General features: G+C 49.2%; 16 protein-coding genes. 8 read left to right on the top strand and 8 right to left on the bottom strand.

Features of this window, described 5'->3' with window-relative positions; genetic code table 11:
- Nucleotides 1–22: 22 nt before the first annotated feature.
- Both CWE06_RS11050 and CWE06_RS11045 read right to left on the bottom strand, forming a co-directional pair.
- Nucleotides 23–1801, bottom strand: coding sequence for an acyl-CoA dehydrogenase C-terminal domain-containing protein (locus tag CWE06_RS11050; RefSeq protein ID WP_126794148.1), 1779 nt, complete (start codon nucleotides 1799–1801; stop codon nucleotides 23–25).
- Between the two features lie 102 nt (nucleotides 1802–1903).
- Complete coding sequence (locus CWE06_RS11045) at nucleotides 1904–4003, bottom strand: AAA family ATPase (RefSeq protein ID WP_126794145.1); 2100 nt, start codon at nucleotides 4001–4003, stop codon at nucleotides 1904–1906.
- Nucleotides 4004–4163: 160 nt separating this feature from the next.
- Here CWE06_RS11045 and CWE06_RS11040 point away from each other — a divergent pair, with 160 nt between their 5' ends.
- A complete protein-coding gene (locus tag CWE06_RS11040; protein ID WP_126794142.1) occupies nucleotides 4164–5327 on the top strand; it encodes a tRNA nucleotidyltransferase/poly(A) polymerase-related protein in 1164 nt (387 codons plus the stop codon).
- Here the strand turns inward: CWE06_RS11040 and folK are convergent.
- Together folK and folB are read right to left on the bottom strand one after the other, a co-directional pair.
- Nucleotides 5278–5853 (bottom strand): 2-amino-4-hydroxy-6-hydroxymethyldihydropteridine diphosphokinase, encoded by a 576-nt coding sequence (gene folK, locus CWE06_RS11035; protein WP_126794139.1) that lies wholly within the window; start codon nucleotides 5851–5853, stop codon nucleotides 5278–5280. The genes CWE06_RS11040 and folK overlap by 50 nt on opposite strands.
- Nucleotides 5850–6233: a dihydroneopterin aldolase gene (folB, locus tag CWE06_RS11030; RefSeq protein ID WP_241972549.1), complete on the bottom strand. Its 384-nt coding sequence runs from the start codon at nucleotides 6231–6233 to the stop codon at nucleotides 5850–5852. Before folB ends, folK begins: the two co-directional genes overlap by 4 nt.
- A gap of 141 nt (nucleotides 6234–6374) precedes the next feature.
- Between folB and plsY the strand changes: the two genes are divergently transcribed.
- Nucleotides 6375–6986: a glycerol-3-phosphate 1-O-acyltransferase PlsY gene (gene plsY, locus CWE06_RS11025; RefSeq protein WP_126794136.1), complete on the top strand. Its 612-nt coding sequence runs from the start codon at nucleotides 6375–6377 to the stop codon at nucleotides 6984–6986.
- Nucleotide 6987: 1 nt separating this feature from the next.
- On the opposite strand, the gene tsaD is transcribed toward plsY, so the two are convergent.
- Together tsaD and CWE06_RS11015 are read right to left on the bottom strand one after the other, a co-directional pair.
- On the bottom strand, nucleotides 6988–8016 hold the full coding sequence (gene tsaD, locus CWE06_RS11020) for a tRNA (adenosine(37)-N6)-threonylcarbamoyltransferase complex transferase subunit TsaD (RefSeq protein WP_126794133.1): 1029 nt from the start codon (nucleotides 8014–8016) through the stop codon (nucleotides 6988–6990).
- Between the two features lie 70 nt (nucleotides 8017–8086).
- Nucleotides 8087–9115 (bottom strand): type IV pilus twitching motility protein PilT, encoded by a 1029-nt coding sequence (locus CWE06_RS11015; RefSeq protein WP_126794130.1) that lies wholly within the window; start codon nucleotides 9113–9115, stop codon nucleotides 8087–8089.
- Between the two features lie 55 nt (nucleotides 9116–9170).
- On the opposite strand from CWE06_RS11015, the gene CWE06_RS11010 reads away from it, so the two are divergent.
- From CWE06_RS11010 to CWE06_RS10995, 4 genes are all read left to right on the top strand, one after another.
- On the top strand, nucleotides 9171–9896 hold the full coding sequence (locus tag CWE06_RS11010) for a YggS family pyridoxal phosphate-dependent enzyme (RefSeq protein ID WP_133307001.1): 726 nt from the start codon (nucleotides 9171–9173) through the stop codon (nucleotides 9894–9896).
- Nucleotides 9897–10031: 135 nt separating this feature from the next.
- Nucleotides 10032–10859, top strand: coding sequence for a pyrroline-5-carboxylate reductase (gene proC / locus CWE06_RS11005; RefSeq protein ID WP_126794128.1), 828 nt, complete (start codon nucleotides 10032–10034; stop codon nucleotides 10857–10859).
- 103 nt (nucleotides 10860–10962) lie between these two features.
- Nucleotides 10963–11496 (top strand): YggT family protein, encoded by a 534-nt coding sequence (locus CWE06_RS11000; RefSeq protein WP_126794125.1) that lies wholly within the window; start codon nucleotides 10963–10965, stop codon nucleotides 11494–11496.
- 2 nt (nucleotides 11497–11498) lie between these two features.
- Nucleotides 11499–11996 (top strand): DUF4426 domain-containing protein, encoded by a 498-nt coding sequence (locus CWE06_RS10995; protein WP_126794122.1) that lies wholly within the window; start codon nucleotides 11499–11501, stop codon nucleotides 11994–11996.
- Nucleotides 11997–12041: 45 nt separating this feature from the next.
- Here the strand turns inward: CWE06_RS10995 and CWE06_RS10990 are convergent, their stop codons facing one another.
- Nucleotides 12042–13784, bottom strand: a complete 1743-nt coding sequence (locus tag CWE06_RS10990) for a potassium/proton antiporter (protein ID WP_126794120.1) — start codon at nucleotides 13782–13784, stop codon at nucleotides 12042–12044.
- A 110-nt stretch (nucleotides 13785–13894) separates the two neighbouring features.
- Between CWE06_RS10990 and rdgB the strand changes: the two genes are divergently transcribed.
- Entirely contained in the window at nucleotides 13895–14560 is a 666-nt protein-coding gene (gene rdgB, locus CWE06_RS10985) for an RdgB/HAM1 family non-canonical purine NTP pyrophosphatase (protein WP_126794117.1), read from the top strand.
- Complete coding sequence (gene hemW / locus CWE06_RS10980; RefSeq protein ID WP_126794114.1) at nucleotides 14557–15717, top strand: radical SAM family heme chaperone HemW; 1161 nt, start codon at nucleotides 14557–14559, stop codon at nucleotides 15715–15717. Before rdgB ends, hemW begins: the two co-directional genes overlap by 4 nt.
- Nucleotides 15718–15773: 56 nt before the next feature.
- Here hemW and trmB read toward each other — a convergent pair whose 3' ends face one another.
- Nucleotides 15774–16508 carry a tRNA (guanosine(46)-N7)-methyltransferase TrmB gene (gene trmB, locus CWE06_RS10975; RefSeq protein WP_126794111.1) on the bottom strand — a complete coding sequence of 245 codons (735 nt, stop codon included), beginning with the start codon at nucleotides 16506–16508 and terminating at the stop codon, nucleotides 15774–15776.
- Nucleotides 16509–16575: the final 67 nt, after the last annotated feature.

Genomic DNA, 16575 nt, shown 5'->3' with positions numbered 1-16575 from the left:
TTTGATACATCGAGGTCAAGCTTTAAAATTCGCTTTGGTCGAATTCGTACAAGGTTTCCGAGCCAGCATCGATGGTGGCAACTAAGCTATGTACCCGCGGGAACAGTTTCGCAAAATAGAACTTCGCTGTTTTCACTTTCCCGGTCGAGAAAGCGCCAAGTTCTGGCTTTGCTTCGGCGACTTTTGCCATCCGTAACCATAAGTAACCAAAGGCGACATAGCCAAGTAAATTGAGATAATCAACCGCAACGCTATTAATGAGGTTTTCATCGCTCTGGAAGCCGGTCAGAACGTCTTTGGAAACACGCTCTAGTTCGCTTAGCCCTTGAGCCAATTGCTTGAACTCAGTGCCCCACTGGCCGGGCTCCTGTTCTAGGAACTGTTTAATTTCAGCGCCAAGTGGTAATAGCAATTGGCCACCCGATCCGACTACCTTACGGCCAAGTAAATCGAGTGCTTGAATACCATTGGTGCCTTCGTAAATTTGGGCAATGCGACAATCACGGACTAACTGCTCTTGTCCCCATTCACGCACATAGCCATGACCACCGAGAATCTGTTGACCGGCAATCGTAGCTTCAAGTCCAGTATCGGTAAGGAATGCTTTCGCAACCGGTGTCAATAACTGCACTTGTGCTTCAGCAGCGGCGCGCTCTTCCGCGGTATTGGCATATTTTGCGCGGTCCAGTTGTTGGCCGACATAACTTGAAAATGCACGACCACCTTCAACAAACGCTTTCATGGTGAGCAACATACGACGAATATCGCCGTGCACTAACAATGGATCCGCTTCGGCGCTCTTATCAACCGTGGCTTTTGCGCCACGACCTTGACGGCGATCCAATGCATACTCGAGCGCTGTTCCATACGAACGCGCTGCTGCACCAAGCCCCTGAATACCGACGCCTAGACGTTCATAGTTCATCATCGTAAACATGGCGGCTAAACCACGATGCGGTTCACCAACTAACCAACCTTTGGCACCGTCGAAGTTCATCACGCAAGTCGCTGACGCATGAATACCCATTTTGTGTTCAACTGAACCAGCGACCACTTGGTTGCGCTCGCCGATTGAACCGTCTTCATTGACTAGGAATTTTGGCACCACAAAGAGAGAAATACCTTTGGTGCCGGGAGGTGCATCGGGTAGCTTCGCCAATACTAAGTGAATGATGTTGTCGGTCAGGTCATGCTCGCCGCCGGTAATGAAAATCTTTGTACCGCTAATAGCATAACTGCCATCGTCCGCTGGAACTGCTTTCGAACGAATAATGCCAAGGTCAGTACCAGCATGAGGCTCAGTTAAGCACATGGTACCCGTCCATTCTCCGGTCACCATTTTCTCTAAATAGATGTCTTTGAGTTCAGGACTGGCATGCAAGTCGAGCGCCATAATCGCGCCAGCCGTAAGACCTGAGTAAAGCGAAAATGAAATGTCTGCGGCACACATCATTTCTTCATACTGAGCAGACAGTGTTTTCGGCATACCCATTCCGCCGTACTCAGGATTCGCAGTCACGCCAACCCAGCCGCCTTCAGCCAGTTGTTTAAACTGCTCTTTGTAGCCGGTTGGGGTGGTAACAACGCCGTCAGCAAAATGAATGCCTTCTTCATCGGCAGCGCGCGCCTTGGGCGCAATTAGTGTCGAAGTCAGCTTTGCAGCTTCATCTAAAATTGCCCGCGCTGTGTCGGGGTCAATGACATCACTCAGCTGGTCCATATTCGCCCAGTCATCAGCGACATTTAGAACGTCAAACAGAACAAAGTTCATGTCTTGTAACGCAACTCGATACTCACTCATTTTCTACTCCCATCACCTTGTCGATGCGGCCTCAATGATTTTTTCAAACGGCCGTTTAACTTTATACGCATCATCGCAAAGGTTGGATGAGTTCGCAAGTATTCAATAAGGAATATCCTCAAGTGCTTCAAGTTGAAATAGAAAATCATCAAAGCCAAGAATGACATGTGACGGTTCGATCGAAATAATGCGCAAATCACGATAACGCTCACCTTCACGGAGCATTCGCCCGTCAAACCGTACCCATCGATCCTGATTACGACCACTGTACATGTGCGACTCATAACTCAGTGCCGGTAAACGTTGCCGTTGTTGTGGTGTTAGATCTTGAAAGCTTGCTAGCGGCCCTGCTTGCGTCGGGGTCGGTTCGGGCACTGCTGGTGGTGGATTAATCAAATCATCGAATCCGACCTCTGCCACAGCGCTGTCAAACAAGTTCCGAATACGCTCCGATACATATTCCTCGCCCTCATCATCAGTGGCCTGAGCCTGCAGCCGCTCGTCGCCGCTATCTCGCTCTTCACTGCGGCCAACCGTCAGCTCGGGAATCATCAGCTCCGCAAAGCTGTTTGCCTGCAGGTGACGTGGAATTGTCTGGACACTGGTTAATTGCAACGTGCTCACAGCGCTTAAACGTGGCCCATGAGTAAGTGCACCACTACTTAAATAGGCAAGTTCTGTCGCCGTGAAATATTCCTCGTTAACGTCACTCCGATCGTGAATCTGAGCGAGATTCCTGCGTAGCCAATTCAATTGTGCAGAATACCCAGCGCCTTGCATTGAATATGGCGCCCGCGCTGTTAACCCACTTGCAACCCAATCGTTACTTGGGGTCGGCGGCAACTGCCAAATCATCAGGACATTACTGGGAAAATGCGCTCGTAGTTCTGCTTCAGCAATAGCATGCACCCCACGCTCGCTAAGCAATGTCCATGTCCGCACGCCTTGATCATTCGGCCGATAATGGAGCAACACAGCATGCTGTTGTGACTGCTCTGCTGGACTTTCAGAAAGTTCAAAAACCACCGGCAAATCAAAGCTAATAACTTGATCCAAGCTCATGTGTGCCTGTAAACAACCTAGCCGCACATCTTGTAAACTGGCACATGGCTCGCCGTCATCAATAAATGACTGCACCTGCCACAGCTCAGCTAATCCCATGAGCGCTCGTGGTAGCGGTAAACCATGCAAACTTTGTTCTTGGCCGTTTTCAGGTCGCTCTGCTGTTTGCGTTGCGTTACTATCATTCACAAGTTGCTGATCGGATTCAGCTCGGTCGAAATACCACCACCCGAATGCAGCAACCACGGCCACGATACCGATACTTGCCGCCAGCGTTCCCCAACTTGGTCGTGCTCTTCGATGATGCTGACTAGCAGGCGTCTGTAAACTGAGCGATTGAATCGCGTCCTTAACTAACGCCTTACTCACAACTTTCGTTTCGGCACGGGCTGCAAGTTGCAACGCCCGGTCGCAAACAAGGTTAATTAAACGTGGGGTTCCCTGACTAAATTGATAAATCGCTTTTAACGACGCAGGCGGGAAAATGCTGCCGACCTCAACCTGAGGTTGAGCAACACGGGTCAAACGATGGTGAATATATTCCTGCATTTCCGCATGGGTTAAAGGCAGTAAGTGATAACGGGCCACAATACGCTGTGCCACTTGGCGCAACTCACGACGTTGCAACAATTCTTGCAATTCAGGCTGACCAATCAAGACGATACTCAGTAACTTACGCGCGTTGGTTTCTAGGTTAGTCAGCAGGCGTAATTGTTCTAATACAGAAGGTAAAAGATGTTGCGCCTCATCAATCAAAATCACGGGATGACGACCAACTGCGCTGCTAGCAAGCAAAAACTTGCTCAAATGATCAGTTAATCGCTTCAGTGAGGCTTTTTCGTGGCGGCCGGGAATGCCGAACTGGTCGCAAATTGTCGCCAGCATTTCTCTTTCGCTTAGCATCGGATTCACCACAAAGGCGACCACGAGCTTGTCACCAAGCTCTTCCATAACCGCCCGCGACAGCGTTGTTTTTCCTGTACCCACCTCGCCGGTTAAGAGCAAAAATCCACCGCTACCGCTTAAGCCATTGCGCAGATGCTCAAGACCTTCTCGGTGTCGCGGGCCAAGAAACAAAAACTCGGGATCCGGGGCAATTGAGAAAGGAACTTGCTCAAAACCAAAATAATCATGATACATGGACACAGAATACCTAAGGTTATGATACTGTTATTCTTATCTTTGCACGTTAGCAGGGCGTGCTAAATCACGCAACGAATCTCTGTTCACCATGCGTCTTCAACGTTACAGTAACGTAATAGTGAACAGTCGAAAACACTTCTGGAGTGATGAAGTATAGATGAAAGTTTATCGAGTTGGCGGCGCAGTGCGCGATGAGTTACTGGGGCTAACACCACACGAACATGACTATGTCGTGGTGGGAGCAACGCCTGAGGCCATGCTGGCGCTCGGTTTTCAGCAAGTCGGTAAAGATTTTCCGGTATTTTTGCACCCGCAAAGTAAGGAAGAATATGCATTAGCTCGTACAGAGCGCAAGTCTGGTCGAGGGTACACTGGCTTTTCTTGTTACGCTGACCCGGATGTGACACTTGAAGAAGACCTGCAACGACGAGACTTAACCATTAATGCGATTGCCATGGCTGACGACGGCTCTTTAATCGACCCTTATGGCGGCCGTCGCGATATCGAAGAACGGGTTTTGCGCCATGTCTCCGCTGCATTTACTGAAGACCCGTTGCGGGTTTTACGTTTAGCTCGTTTTGCTGCCCGCTTTGCCAACTTTGGCTTTACCATTGCACCGGAAACCGGTGCCTTAATGCGCGAAATGGTAGCGTCTGGTGAGTTAACCACGCTCACCCCCGAGCGTATTTGGATGGAAACACGAAAAGCGCTAGCAACGCCGAATCCAGCCCGATACTTTCAAGTACTGCAAGAGTTCGGCGCACTTGCCGCGTTAGTCCAAAGCCCGATCCCAACAGCGCCACTGTTATCTTTTCGAGCGTTAACGGCAAAGGCCACACAACCTTTACCAAGTGCTCATGATGACTATGAAGAAGCTTTGGTCACACGTTATTGCTTGGCATATTTCGACCTGCAACACGACGTCACGTTAACAAAGTCTGTGCATGAACTTTGGCGCGTACCAAACCTCTGTCAAAAAATAGCGGATGCGACTGTGCACGTTTGTCAGCAATTTAATCACCGTCATGCTGCGCTCACGGCCACAGAATTACTGCAAATTTTATCTGCACTCGATAGTTTTCGTCGACCGGCACTATGGCAACAAACTTTGCACTGTGTCCAAACCGTGTTTGCGGCCTATCCAGAGTTTCATGATATGCGCCAACGCAAAGATTTCATGGTCTTGAGCTCAGCTCTCGAACAGTTACAAAGCATTACTGCGGCTGATGTCATCGCCAGCGGCTTTGTTCATCAAGAAATTAGTTTGGAGCTTAAGCGCCGACGTCTGCAGTTCCTTGAGCAAGCACTTGCGACCAAGTAAGCGGTAAGCGCTGGGTTAACTGACTCGCATCGTCGCCACTCTGCATCATGTCTAGCCATAACTCTTGATAGCTTCGCTGCAGTTGTGGATGCCGCGCAAACGGCGCAAGGTCAGCGAGGGGTTTGAGCACGTAGGCACGTGTTAGGACATCGCTGCGAGGCAAGGCTGGTTCGCTGGCAGTTGCCGGCTGCACACGATCACCATAGAGTAAGACGTCAATGTCGAGCGTGCGCGAGCTGTACTTCTCGGCAATGGCTGGGCGTCCATGAGCAAGTTCAATTTCACGACAAATCAGCTGCACTTCTGCCAGCGAGTGTGCAGTTTGAACTTCGGCAACCAAATTATAAAATGCCGGGCCATCGAAACCATAGGCGTCACTTTCATAGATAGGCGACAGGGACACCTCAGTGAATGCGTTTTCCAAAGCCAGTACGCCTGCTTGAATATGTTTTAACCGCTCGAGGTTGCTGCCAATTCCTAAGAACACGCGTGTGAGTTGAGTTTGTCGACTCGCTTCTGTGCTCATGCTGAGCGTTTCCTTTCAATCAACACAGCAACGGTTCTCGCCGCTTTGATAGCCGTTGGTTTCGCCACACGTAAGCGCACCGCAACTACGCCAAATTGATTCAAAATAAGTGCAGCCAATGCTTCAGCGACTTCTTCAATTAAGCCCCAAGCTTGAGCCTGAACCGCAGTTTCGAGCGCTTGACACACGGCCGCATAGTCAAGAGCGTCGGCGATATCCCCGGATGTCGCGGCAGCATGGTTATCCCAGGCCATTTCAACATCAATAACAAGTGGTTGTTGAATGCTTTTCTCCCACTCGTAAATGCCAATTACAGCTGGAATTTCAAGCGCTTCTATCAGCACACTATCAGACACTTGGAGTCCTGCAATGTCGTTCACGCATTCACCTATGATTTAATTTCATTTACAAATTTAAACAATTGATACAAGCCAACGGGCGCTGGTCGGATAGCATTTAACGAAAAAACAACGTATGCTCGCCGTTACAGTGTAACCTAACAGGAATTCGCAAAAAAGCCGATGTCTGCTCTGGCCGTCCTTATGATCGTGCTCGCCTATTTACTAGGTTCAATTAGTAGCGCGATTCTCATCTGTAAAGCCTTTCGTTTAGACGATCCTCGTCTGCGCGGTTCTGGCAACCCCGGTGCAACCAATGTGTATCGCTTAGGTGGCCCTGTTCCTGCTGGTTTAACGCTGTTAGGCGACGTCTTAAAAGGCATGATCCCAGTTTGGGCTGCTTATTTCTTCGGCCTTACCCCGATAGAGCTAGGTCTCGTTGCCATTGCCGCCTGCCTTGGCCACATTTATCCGCTGTATTTTAAGTTTCAAGGCGGTAAAGCGGTTGCAACGGCGCTAGGCGCCATGTTTCCTGTTGCATCGGAAATGGCTGTACTGCTGATCATGACTTGGATATTGGTCTTTTGGGTTAGCCGGGTGTCGTCACTCGCGGCTCTCATTACCGTTGCTTTAGCGCCGCTGTATGCGTTTTTAATTAAGCCGCAATACACCATTCCTGCATTTATGCTCGCTGTCCTTATTATTTGGCGTCATCGCACAAATATCGTCCGCTTGTGGAATGGCACCGAAGTTGCTTTTCGTCCAGGCAAACGCAAAAACAACAAAAACAAGTAACTTAAGCGTCTGGTGTATTTAGTGGTGGCAATTCTGTCAGTGGCCAGCGCGGTCGCACTTTGACTGCAGCTTCCGCATGTTGCCCTGCAGCAAGTCGTTGCGCACCAGCAAAAGCGATCATCGCGCCGTTATCCGTACAAAACTCCGCACGTGGATAAAACACTTCACCACCGAGCTTACTCATCGTCTCTGCCAATGCCGCGCGTAAGCGCTTGTTGGCACTCACACCACCGGCCATGACCAACCGATTCAAGCCGGTCTGTTCGAGCGCACGGCGGCATTTAATCAAAAGAGTGTCCACCACCGCATCTTCAAAAGCGCGCGCAATATCAGCCTGCGTTTGCTCATCGTTGGTGTTTTCCGCAATCGCGGTCGCTGCAGCTGTTTTCAAACCGCTAAAGCTGAAATTTAAGCCAGGCTTGTCGGTCATCGGCCGAGGAAACTGAAAACGCCCTGCTACACCTTGCTCTGCGAGCTTGGCGAGTCGCGGTCCACCTGGGTAGTCTAAGCCTAAAAGCTTGGCGGTTTTATCAAAAGCTTCGCCGGCGGCGTCATCGACGGATTCACCCAGTAATTCGTACTCGCCAATGCCATCGACGCGCACCAGTTGGGTGTGGCCACCAGAAACCAATAGCGCCACAAACGGAAAATCCGGGCGACTCGCTTCCAGCATAGGCGCTAGCAAATGGCCTTCCATGTGATGCACGCCAATAGCCGGAACTTGCCAACCAAATGCCAAACTGCGGCCAATGGTTGCGCCAACCAGTAAGGCACCAATTAAACCTGGGCCAGACGTATAGGCAACACCATCAATTTGGTCGGGTTGTAATTTTGCTTCGCTGAGCGCTTGCTCAATAAGAGGGAGAGTTTTGCGAACATGATCACGTGACGCCAATTCTGGCACGACACCACCATAGTCGGCATGCAGCTTTACCTGGCTATACAAGACATGCGACAAGAGGCCTTGCTCAGTGCAATAGACTGCAATTCCTGTCTCGTCACACGACGTTTCAATACCAAGCACACGCATAGCCGTTTCTCGCTTTTCTAACTGCCCAAAAAATTGGCTGCTATTCTAGCGAAAAACGGCGCTTTAGGCACTACTCGATTTGCCCTAGTTTGCTGCGCATTTGGGTATAGGAAATTGTGCCCGATTCAACTAAGCGATTTAGCGACTGCTCGAGGGTCTGCATGCCCACCGAAGCACCGGTTTGAATAGCAGAGTACATTTGCGCCACTTTCGCCTCACGAATAAGGTTTTTAATCGCCGGTGTTGCCAACATGATTTCATGAGCAGCAACACGGCCACCACCTTGCTTCTTCACCAGAGTTTGCGAAATAACCGCTCGTAATGACTCTGATAACATCGAGCGCACCATGGCTTTCTCATCGCCAGGGAAAACATCGATAACCCGGTCAATGGTTTTTGGCGCCGAGGTGGTATGTAACGTTGCAAAGACCAAGTGACCGGTTTCCGCCGCCGTTAAGGCGAGGCGAATGGTTTCTAAATCCCGCAACTCACCAACGAGGATAACGTCAGGGTCTTCACGCAAGGCAACCCGCAAGGCACTATTAAAACTTAAGGTGTCGCGGAATACTTCACGTTGGTTCACCAAGCTTTGCTTGCTTTGGTGCACAAATTCGATAGGATCTTCAATGGTAAGGATGTGCTGTGGTGTGTTCTCGTTAATGTAATCAACCATGGCTGCTAGCGTGGTTGATTTACCCGAACCGGTTGGTCCAGTAACGAGTACGAGCCCGCGCGGATATTCGGCAATGCGCTTGAAGATTTCCGGAGCACGCAAGTCCTCAAGGGTTAATACCCGATCAGGAATGGTACGAAACGCGCCGGCTGGGCCATACTGTTGTTTAAATACGTTGGCACGGAAGCGAGCGACGCCGTCAATGGCAAATGAAAAATCGACTTCTAAGCGTTTTTCAAACTCTTCAAGTTGGCGTTTATTCATCACCGACTTGACCATATGCCCGACTTCTTCCGCGTTAAGCGGTTTTGAGCTAACTGGGACAAGATCACCGTCGATACGAACAAGAGGCGGAGTGCCAGCGGACAAATGTAAGTCAGACGCTTTATTAGTCACACTGTATTCAAGTAATTGTTTAATATCCATGTTATTTTTCTCATTAACGAGCGATTACCCGAGCGAATAAAATGAGGTTACGCTGATGCCCCCTGAGACTCAAGCAAAAACACCTGCTTCTATACCATCCCTCATAGAGCGCTGGCAGTCTGTCCAGCGTCAGGTTGCTGATGCAGCAAAAAAATGCAACCGTGACACAAGCTTAGTACGGATATTAGCAGTAAGCAAAACCAAACCTGCATCCGCTATTGCAGCGTTGTACCAGCTAGGTCAGCGTGCATTTGGTGAGAATTATGTGCAGGAAGGCGTCGACAAAATCAAAGAGTTAGCACATTTGCACGACATCGAATGGCATTTCATTGGTCCATTGCAATCCAATAAAACCAAAGATGTCGCGGAACATTTTGCTTGGTGTCAAAGCATTGACCGGGAAAAAATTGCCCGCCGCCTGAGTGAGCAACGTCCAGCAGAGTTGCCGCCACTGCAAGTTCTCATCCAAATTAATATCGACGATGAAAATAGCAAATCAGGAATTGCGCTCGCTGAACTTCCGGCGCTCGCAGCATTTATTGACACCCAGCCGAATTTGCAGCTACGGGGCTTGATGGCCATTCCGAAAGCCAATGCGACTCCCGCCGAGCAGGACGACAGTTTTCCGCAGTTACAACAAGCTTTTGTTGCCTTGCAGGCCGACTATCCGAGCGTCGATACTTTGTCGTTAGGTATGAGCAACGATCTGTCGAAAGCGATTGCGCATGGCTCGACAATGGTTCGAATTGGTACCGCACTATTTGGTGCTCGCGACACTTAAAGGTCACTTTTCGACACGACAATCCAAGCTCGCAAAGTCAGGCTTCTCGGTAATGACGCTTGAAAAGCAGGAAAATCGTCGCCATTCACGATAAACTACTGTTAAATTCTTCGCCTACATAAGGAATATTTTAGGATGCCAAATCAGGTTCGTAAGATAGGTTTCATTGGTGCTGGAAATATGCCTCAAAGCATTATTGGCGGCATGATCAAAGGCGGATTTCCCGCCGATGCGGTTTTAGTCAGTAATCCGAGTCGGCCAAAATTAGACTTGCTTGAAGAAAAATACGGCTTAACAACGTCACAAGATAATCACGAAATTGCGCGCCAAGCGGACGTCATTGTTCTGTCTGTAAAGCCACAATTAATGCGGGAAGTTTGTGAAGACTTGCAAGCCAACGTCCCCGATTTAGCCAACAAATTAATTGTTACTATCGCTGCCGGTTTGCGCTTTGCGAGCTACTACGAATTCCTCGGTGACAATATCCGTGTCGTTCGCGTCATGCCCAATACGCCATCACTGGTTGGTGCTGGTTTGTCAGGGCTAGTCGCTGACAGCTCAGTAACGGATGACGATCGCGAGTTTGTCACGCAAGTATTTAACTTCGTCGGTACCACCATCTGGTTAGAAGACGAAGACGGCATTGATGTACTCGGTGCTGTTGCTGGCAGTGGCCCAGCCTACTTCTTCGAGTTTATGCATGGTTTGCAACGCGCTGCCGAAGAGTTTGGCTTTGACCCTGAACAAGCACGACTGATGGTCCAACAAACTGCATTGGGCGCCGCAAAAATGGCTTGCGAGAGTGAACTAAGTTTTATCGACCTACGCAAACAGGTCACGAGCAAGGGTGGTTCAACCGCCAAAGGAATTGAAGCTTATCAGCAAGCTGAACTTGGTGAGATTTCAAAACGTGCGGTAGGCGCAGCGGTTGCACGAAACCAAGAAATGGCTAAATTGTTCTAGCCACAAGTAAGTCAATGCTTACAGAATTTTAAGTTAGCTGGCTGAGCGTTTACCCACGCACACTTTTCGAATATCGCTTTCGAGCACATTAAAGGAAATCAAGATGAGCAACGGTGCATTATTTTTAATCGATACACTGTTTAATTTATATATTATGGTGGTTATTCTGCGCCTGTGGATGCAACTTGCACGGGTTGATTATTTTAACCCGGTGTCGCAGTTTATTGTGAAAGTCACGCGCCCAATCCTTGACCCTTTGCGGAAAGTCTTTCCGACTATTGGTCGTTTTGATATTGCCGCAGCTTTCTTAGTGCTGGCGTTATCCGCATTAAAAATCTATTTGATTATGTACATGCGACTGAACGGCTTTCCGTTCTCTGTGCTCGAGTTATTTATCGCGTCAATTCAAGCCGCGGTGATCACGACGTTAAACTTAATGTTCTGGATTCTGTTAATTCGAGCTATTTTGAGTTGGTTTAGTCAAGGCCGTCATCCGATGGAATTTGTCATGGCGCAGCTGACGGAACCGATGCTGTCGCCAATTCGTCGAATTATTCCACCAATTGGTGGCCTCGACCTTTCGGTACTGGTCCTCATCATTATTGTCCAGTTCTTGCGGATTTCGCTGGGAGGTTAACCATGATGCAGTATTTACGCAAGGTGCAAAGTAAAGCGTGTTACGTTACCCCCGTTTTATGGATGCTTGCATTAGCCATGCTTGCCCTTTTCTCATGGTCTGCAGCAGCGGATCAAGAACAAGCTCAAGGCGGACAATACACTACTTTAGGCGACTGGGAGGTACATTACATCGCCTTCCCTAGCACCTTCCTGCAGCCAGAAATTGCCGCTCGCTATAACATCCGGCGCAGCAATGCGCGTGGGTTAATCAATATTTCAGTCCTCGACACAAAGCAGGAAGGTAAACCTGCCTTGCGAGCGCAGATTCAAGGTTATGCATTGAATAGTGTTGGACAGCGACAAGAACTTCAGTTCCGCCGCTTTATTGAAGAACCGGCTATCTACTTTATTAGCGAAGTTCGCCACAGCGATGACGATCGTCTGCGCTTTTTTATTACCATTCGTCATGGTAACGAAACCCAAGAGCTTCGGTTCCAACACACGTTCTATCGCGATTAAGTCGTCGGCGTTGCTTCCGAATCAGAAGAGACGAGCAAACTAGATTTAAACCGATTTAGTTTGCTCGATTACTTTCACACCTACTTTCAATATTACCCCATCGTCAGCCACTTCACGCACCGTAAACATTAAATTGCCGAGAACGATGTGGTCACCGATAACCACACGACGGTGGAAGCGACGATGAAAGATGCTGCGAATATCCGTATTTAAATCCTCGTACGCATCTTCTGGGATGACATAGAAACCGGATAAATCCGCCAAAGTAATATCGGCATTAAGCACGAAATCACCAAAGAATGATTTGCGATTCACACGTTTATCACTGCCAGACGAAGCCAACACTTCACTAATTTTGGCGACATCAGCAGCACGTGTCAGCACCATCAGGTGATCACCGGCTAGAATCTGCGGGTTGTTGCTACTACGGAGCCACTGCCCGTCTCGAACGACACCAACAAAATCGGCTTCTCGAGGGAGGTTAATTTCGTGCCAAAAATGCTCCACGGCAAGCGAGTCTTCGGTAATTTTAAACACTGCGACTTCCATGACGTCATCGGCACGAATCAATTCGATTGGTGTGCGTGAATCAGGTTCCGGCTCGGGCGGAATCTCTAAGCCCATTTTGCGCGCGGTGAAGGAAATACTCCAACCTTGCACCACCAACGAAACTAACACGACGACAAATGCAATTTCGAAATAAAGTTGCTGGTTTTCAAGGCCGGCTATCCACGGAAACAACGCCAAAACAATCGGCACGGCTCCGCGCAAACCTACCCAGCTAATAAAGATTTGGTCTCGCCAAGGAAACCTGAACGGTGCCAAACTGATGAAAACTGCAATGGGGCGTGCGACAAATATGAGCACAACAGCGAGGGCTAAGGCGGGTAACAACACCTCAACCACTGAACTCGGCGTCATTAAGAGACCAAGCATGAGGAACATGACGATCTGCGACAGCCACGCCAAACCATCATGAACGCGAAGAATATGCATGACCTGGGGAAGCTTCGCATTACCGACTAAATAGCCCATCAAATACACAGCAAGAAATCCGCTGCCACCGAGGTTGGCGGTCAAGCCGAAGACAAGGATGCTGCCAGCAATCGCAAGCAAGGGAAAAAATGAAATATGGAGGTTTAACTTGCGACATGTGAGAACAAAAAGTCGTCCTCCTAAGTACCCAAAAACAGCGCCCACAATTGCTTGTTGCAAAAATACTGCGATCACGCCCCATCCCAATGGAAGATCTGGCTGCGCAAGGACGCTCACTAACGTCACCGTTAACATCACGGCCATCGGATCATTGCTACCGGACTCAATTTCTAACGTTGCTGCAACACGTTCTTTAATGCGTAGTTTTTGCGACTGGAAAATTGAAAATACCGCAGCGGCGTCGGTCGAGCTTAAAATAGCTCCAAGTAACAGGCCTTCAATCCACGAGAATCCGAATAAATAGGCGGCAGCAACACCCGTCACCGCACAGGTAATTACAACGCCGATGGATGCCAGCATGGCAGCCGGAGCAAGGGCCACTCGAAAGCGTTCAGGGTGCGTTCGCAAACCGCCATCAAAGAGAATAATCACCAGCGCCACGGAGCCAATTAACAATGCCATATCCGGGTTATTAAAGGAGAGCCCAAGTAACCCCTCTTCGCCTGCGAGCATACCAACTGAAAGGAAAACTAAAAGCAGCGGAGCACCTACGCGCACCGAAAACTGCACAGCAACGATACTAATAAATAGCATTGCGCCAGCTATGAGTATGAGTAAATTCACTGCTTCCATCGGGTCTTTAACTTTCCTTTCATGAACTTCAAGGCAATTGATAATAACACAGCAAAAGAAGTGCGCTATAATCGCAGCTGAAAATTAATGAACCATGACAGATTTAAAATATGTCTAAAAATCAAACAATTATTAATTCAACACCGAAAGACCTTGTACTCGCAACCGGCAATCAAGGCAAGTTAGCTGAGTTAAGTGCATTGCTGAGCCCGCTTGGTTGGCAAGTTCGGGCGCAAACTGAGTTAGGCGTGACTGACGCTGACGAAACCGGGCTCACGTTTATTGAAAATGCGATTCTCAAAGCCCGCCACGCGTGTGCAGCAACCGGAAAGCCTGCACTCGCCGATGATTCAGGCCTGGCGGTCGATTATCTTGGCGGTGCCCCGGGGATCTACTCTGCTCGCTATGCTCAAATTGAGGACGGCGTCGTTTTTGCGCAGGCTGATAATAATGGCGAAGCATTGACCAAAGACCAGGCCAACATTGCGAAAGTGCTCGCCGCCCTCGAAGGTGTTCCGAGCGACCAGCGCCGGGCACAGTTTCATTGCGTGTTAGTGTATATGCGCAGTGCCGATGACCCTACTCCAATTGTCTGTCATGGCGTTTGGCCCGGATACATTACTGAAACCGCGAGCGGTACCGGCGGTTTTGGTTACGATCCGATCTTCTTCGTTCCCGAGCATCAATGTACTGCCGCCGAATTACCACGCACGCTGAAAAGTGAAATCAGTCATCGTGGCCAAGCGTTGGCTGCACTGCTAAAGCAATTACAATGAAGCAAACCAACCGGTTAACTCTGCCGCCATTAAGCCTCTACGTGCACATTCCGTGGTGTGTGCAAAAATGTCCCTATTGCGACTTTAACTCTCATGCGCAACCGGACGTCATTCCCGAGGCAGAGTATATTGCTTGTCTGCTCGCTGACCTCGAAGAAGACCTCGAGTACGTGCAAGGTCGTGAGCTGCAATCCATCTTCATTGGTGGTGGCACGCCAAGTCTGTTTTCGGCTGCAGGTATCCGTAAACTCCTCGCAGGCATTCGTGAGCGAGTGCCATTTAGCCAAGACATTGAAATTACCTTAGAAGCCAACCCTGGCACCTTTGAGACTGAGCGCTTTGCCGGTTTCGCTGCGGCTGGCGTGAATCGACTCTCGATTGGCGTGCAAAGCTTGCAAGCTGAACAACTTAAGCGGCTCGGGCGCATTCACGATCCTGAGCAAGCCCAAACCGCAGCGCAGCACGCCAGCACCTTGGCATTAGCAAGTTTTAACCTAGATTTGATGCACGGCTTGCCAGAGCAAACCTTGGCGACCGCCATGGCGGATCTTGAGGGCATTATTGCATTAAACCCGCCGCATATTTCTTGGTATCAGTTGACCATCGAACCGAACACTTTGTTTGCCAGCCAACCACCTGAATTGCCGCATGATGACCTGTTATGGGATATCTATGAGCAAGGACATCAGCGCCTCGCTGCTGCTGGCTATGAGCAGTATGAAGTGAGCGCCTATGGCAAGCCTGGACATCGCGGCAAGCATAACCTCAACTATTGGCGATTTGGCGATTATCTCGGAATTGGCTGCGGTGCTCATGGCAAAATCACCTTACCCCACGAGCAGCGCATTATTCGCACCGAGAAAATTAAACACCCTCGGGGCTACCTCGACCTGACTCGCCCCTACTTATACAAACAGTGGCAAGTGAGCAGTGAAGACTTGTGTTTTGAGTTTTTTATGAATCGATTACGCTTACTGGAACCAACGCCAAAACCCGATTTTGTGGCCTACACGGGTTTACCGTTAAGTGTTGCTGACACCGCGCTCAATCATGCAATCGAACGCGGTTACATTGTCAGTCATCAAGAGTCTTGGGAAACCACCGCACATGGGCGGCTGTATTTAAACCAAGTCCTCACCGATTTGCTTGAGAACTAGGTAACAAAGTATTAAGTAACAAAGTATTAAGTAACTAAGTATTAAGTAACTAAGAATTAAGTAACTGCGGTAAATTTCATGTCCCAAACGCCATGGCCAAGTCGATGGCCGCGCTGTTCGAACTTAGTCAGTGGCCGTTCTTCTGGGCGAGGGATATAAGTGCCATCTGCAGCTTGATTCACATAACCTGGAGCATTATTCATTACGTCCAGCATATGTTCAGCATAATTTTCCCAATCCGTCGCTAAGTGTAAAACGCCGTCGAGTTTTAGTTTTTGTCGTAATAGCGCAACAAACTCAGGCTGCACGAGTCGGCGCTTATGGTGGCGTTTTTTATGCCATGGGTCAGGGAAAAATATTTGCACACCCGCAAGCGTGTGGTCTGGCAGCCATTCTTTCAAAACTTCAACCGCATCGTGCTCAATAACTTTGAGGTTGGTAACACCTTGGCTTTCCGCTTCAAGTAAACACGCACCGACACCAGGTCGATGCACTTCAACACCAATAAAGTTCTTTTCCGGTGCGGCCTTGGCCATGGCAACTAGCGACTTTCCCATGCCGAAGCCAATTTCTAGTACTACTGGATTGTCATTGCCAAACAAGTCTTGCAGGTTTAACTTCTCACCATGAAACTCAATACCCATGGTTGGCCATTGGCGTTCGAGTGCACCAGCTTGCCCTTTCGTCAGACGCCCTTCGCGCCGCACAAAACTGCGAATTTGACGCATATAGCGCTCGCCAGTAGCTGCAGGAGCCTGCTCGGATACGTTTGCTGATTTATCTTCTGCCATGTTCGTTGAACCTGTTACACTAGTCGAATGAAGTCTAAAATGGGTCGCCATTATCCAATTCGCTGCC

The sequence above is a fragment of the Aliidiomarina haloalkalitolerans genome (assembly GCF_003987315.1).
GTDB lineage: Bacteria > Pseudomonadota > Gammaproteobacteria > Enterobacterales > Alteromonadaceae > Aliidiomarina > Aliidiomarina haloalkalitolerans.
Note: the sequence above shows the minus strand (reverse complement) of the source record. Positions and strands in the feature narration are given on the sequence as shown.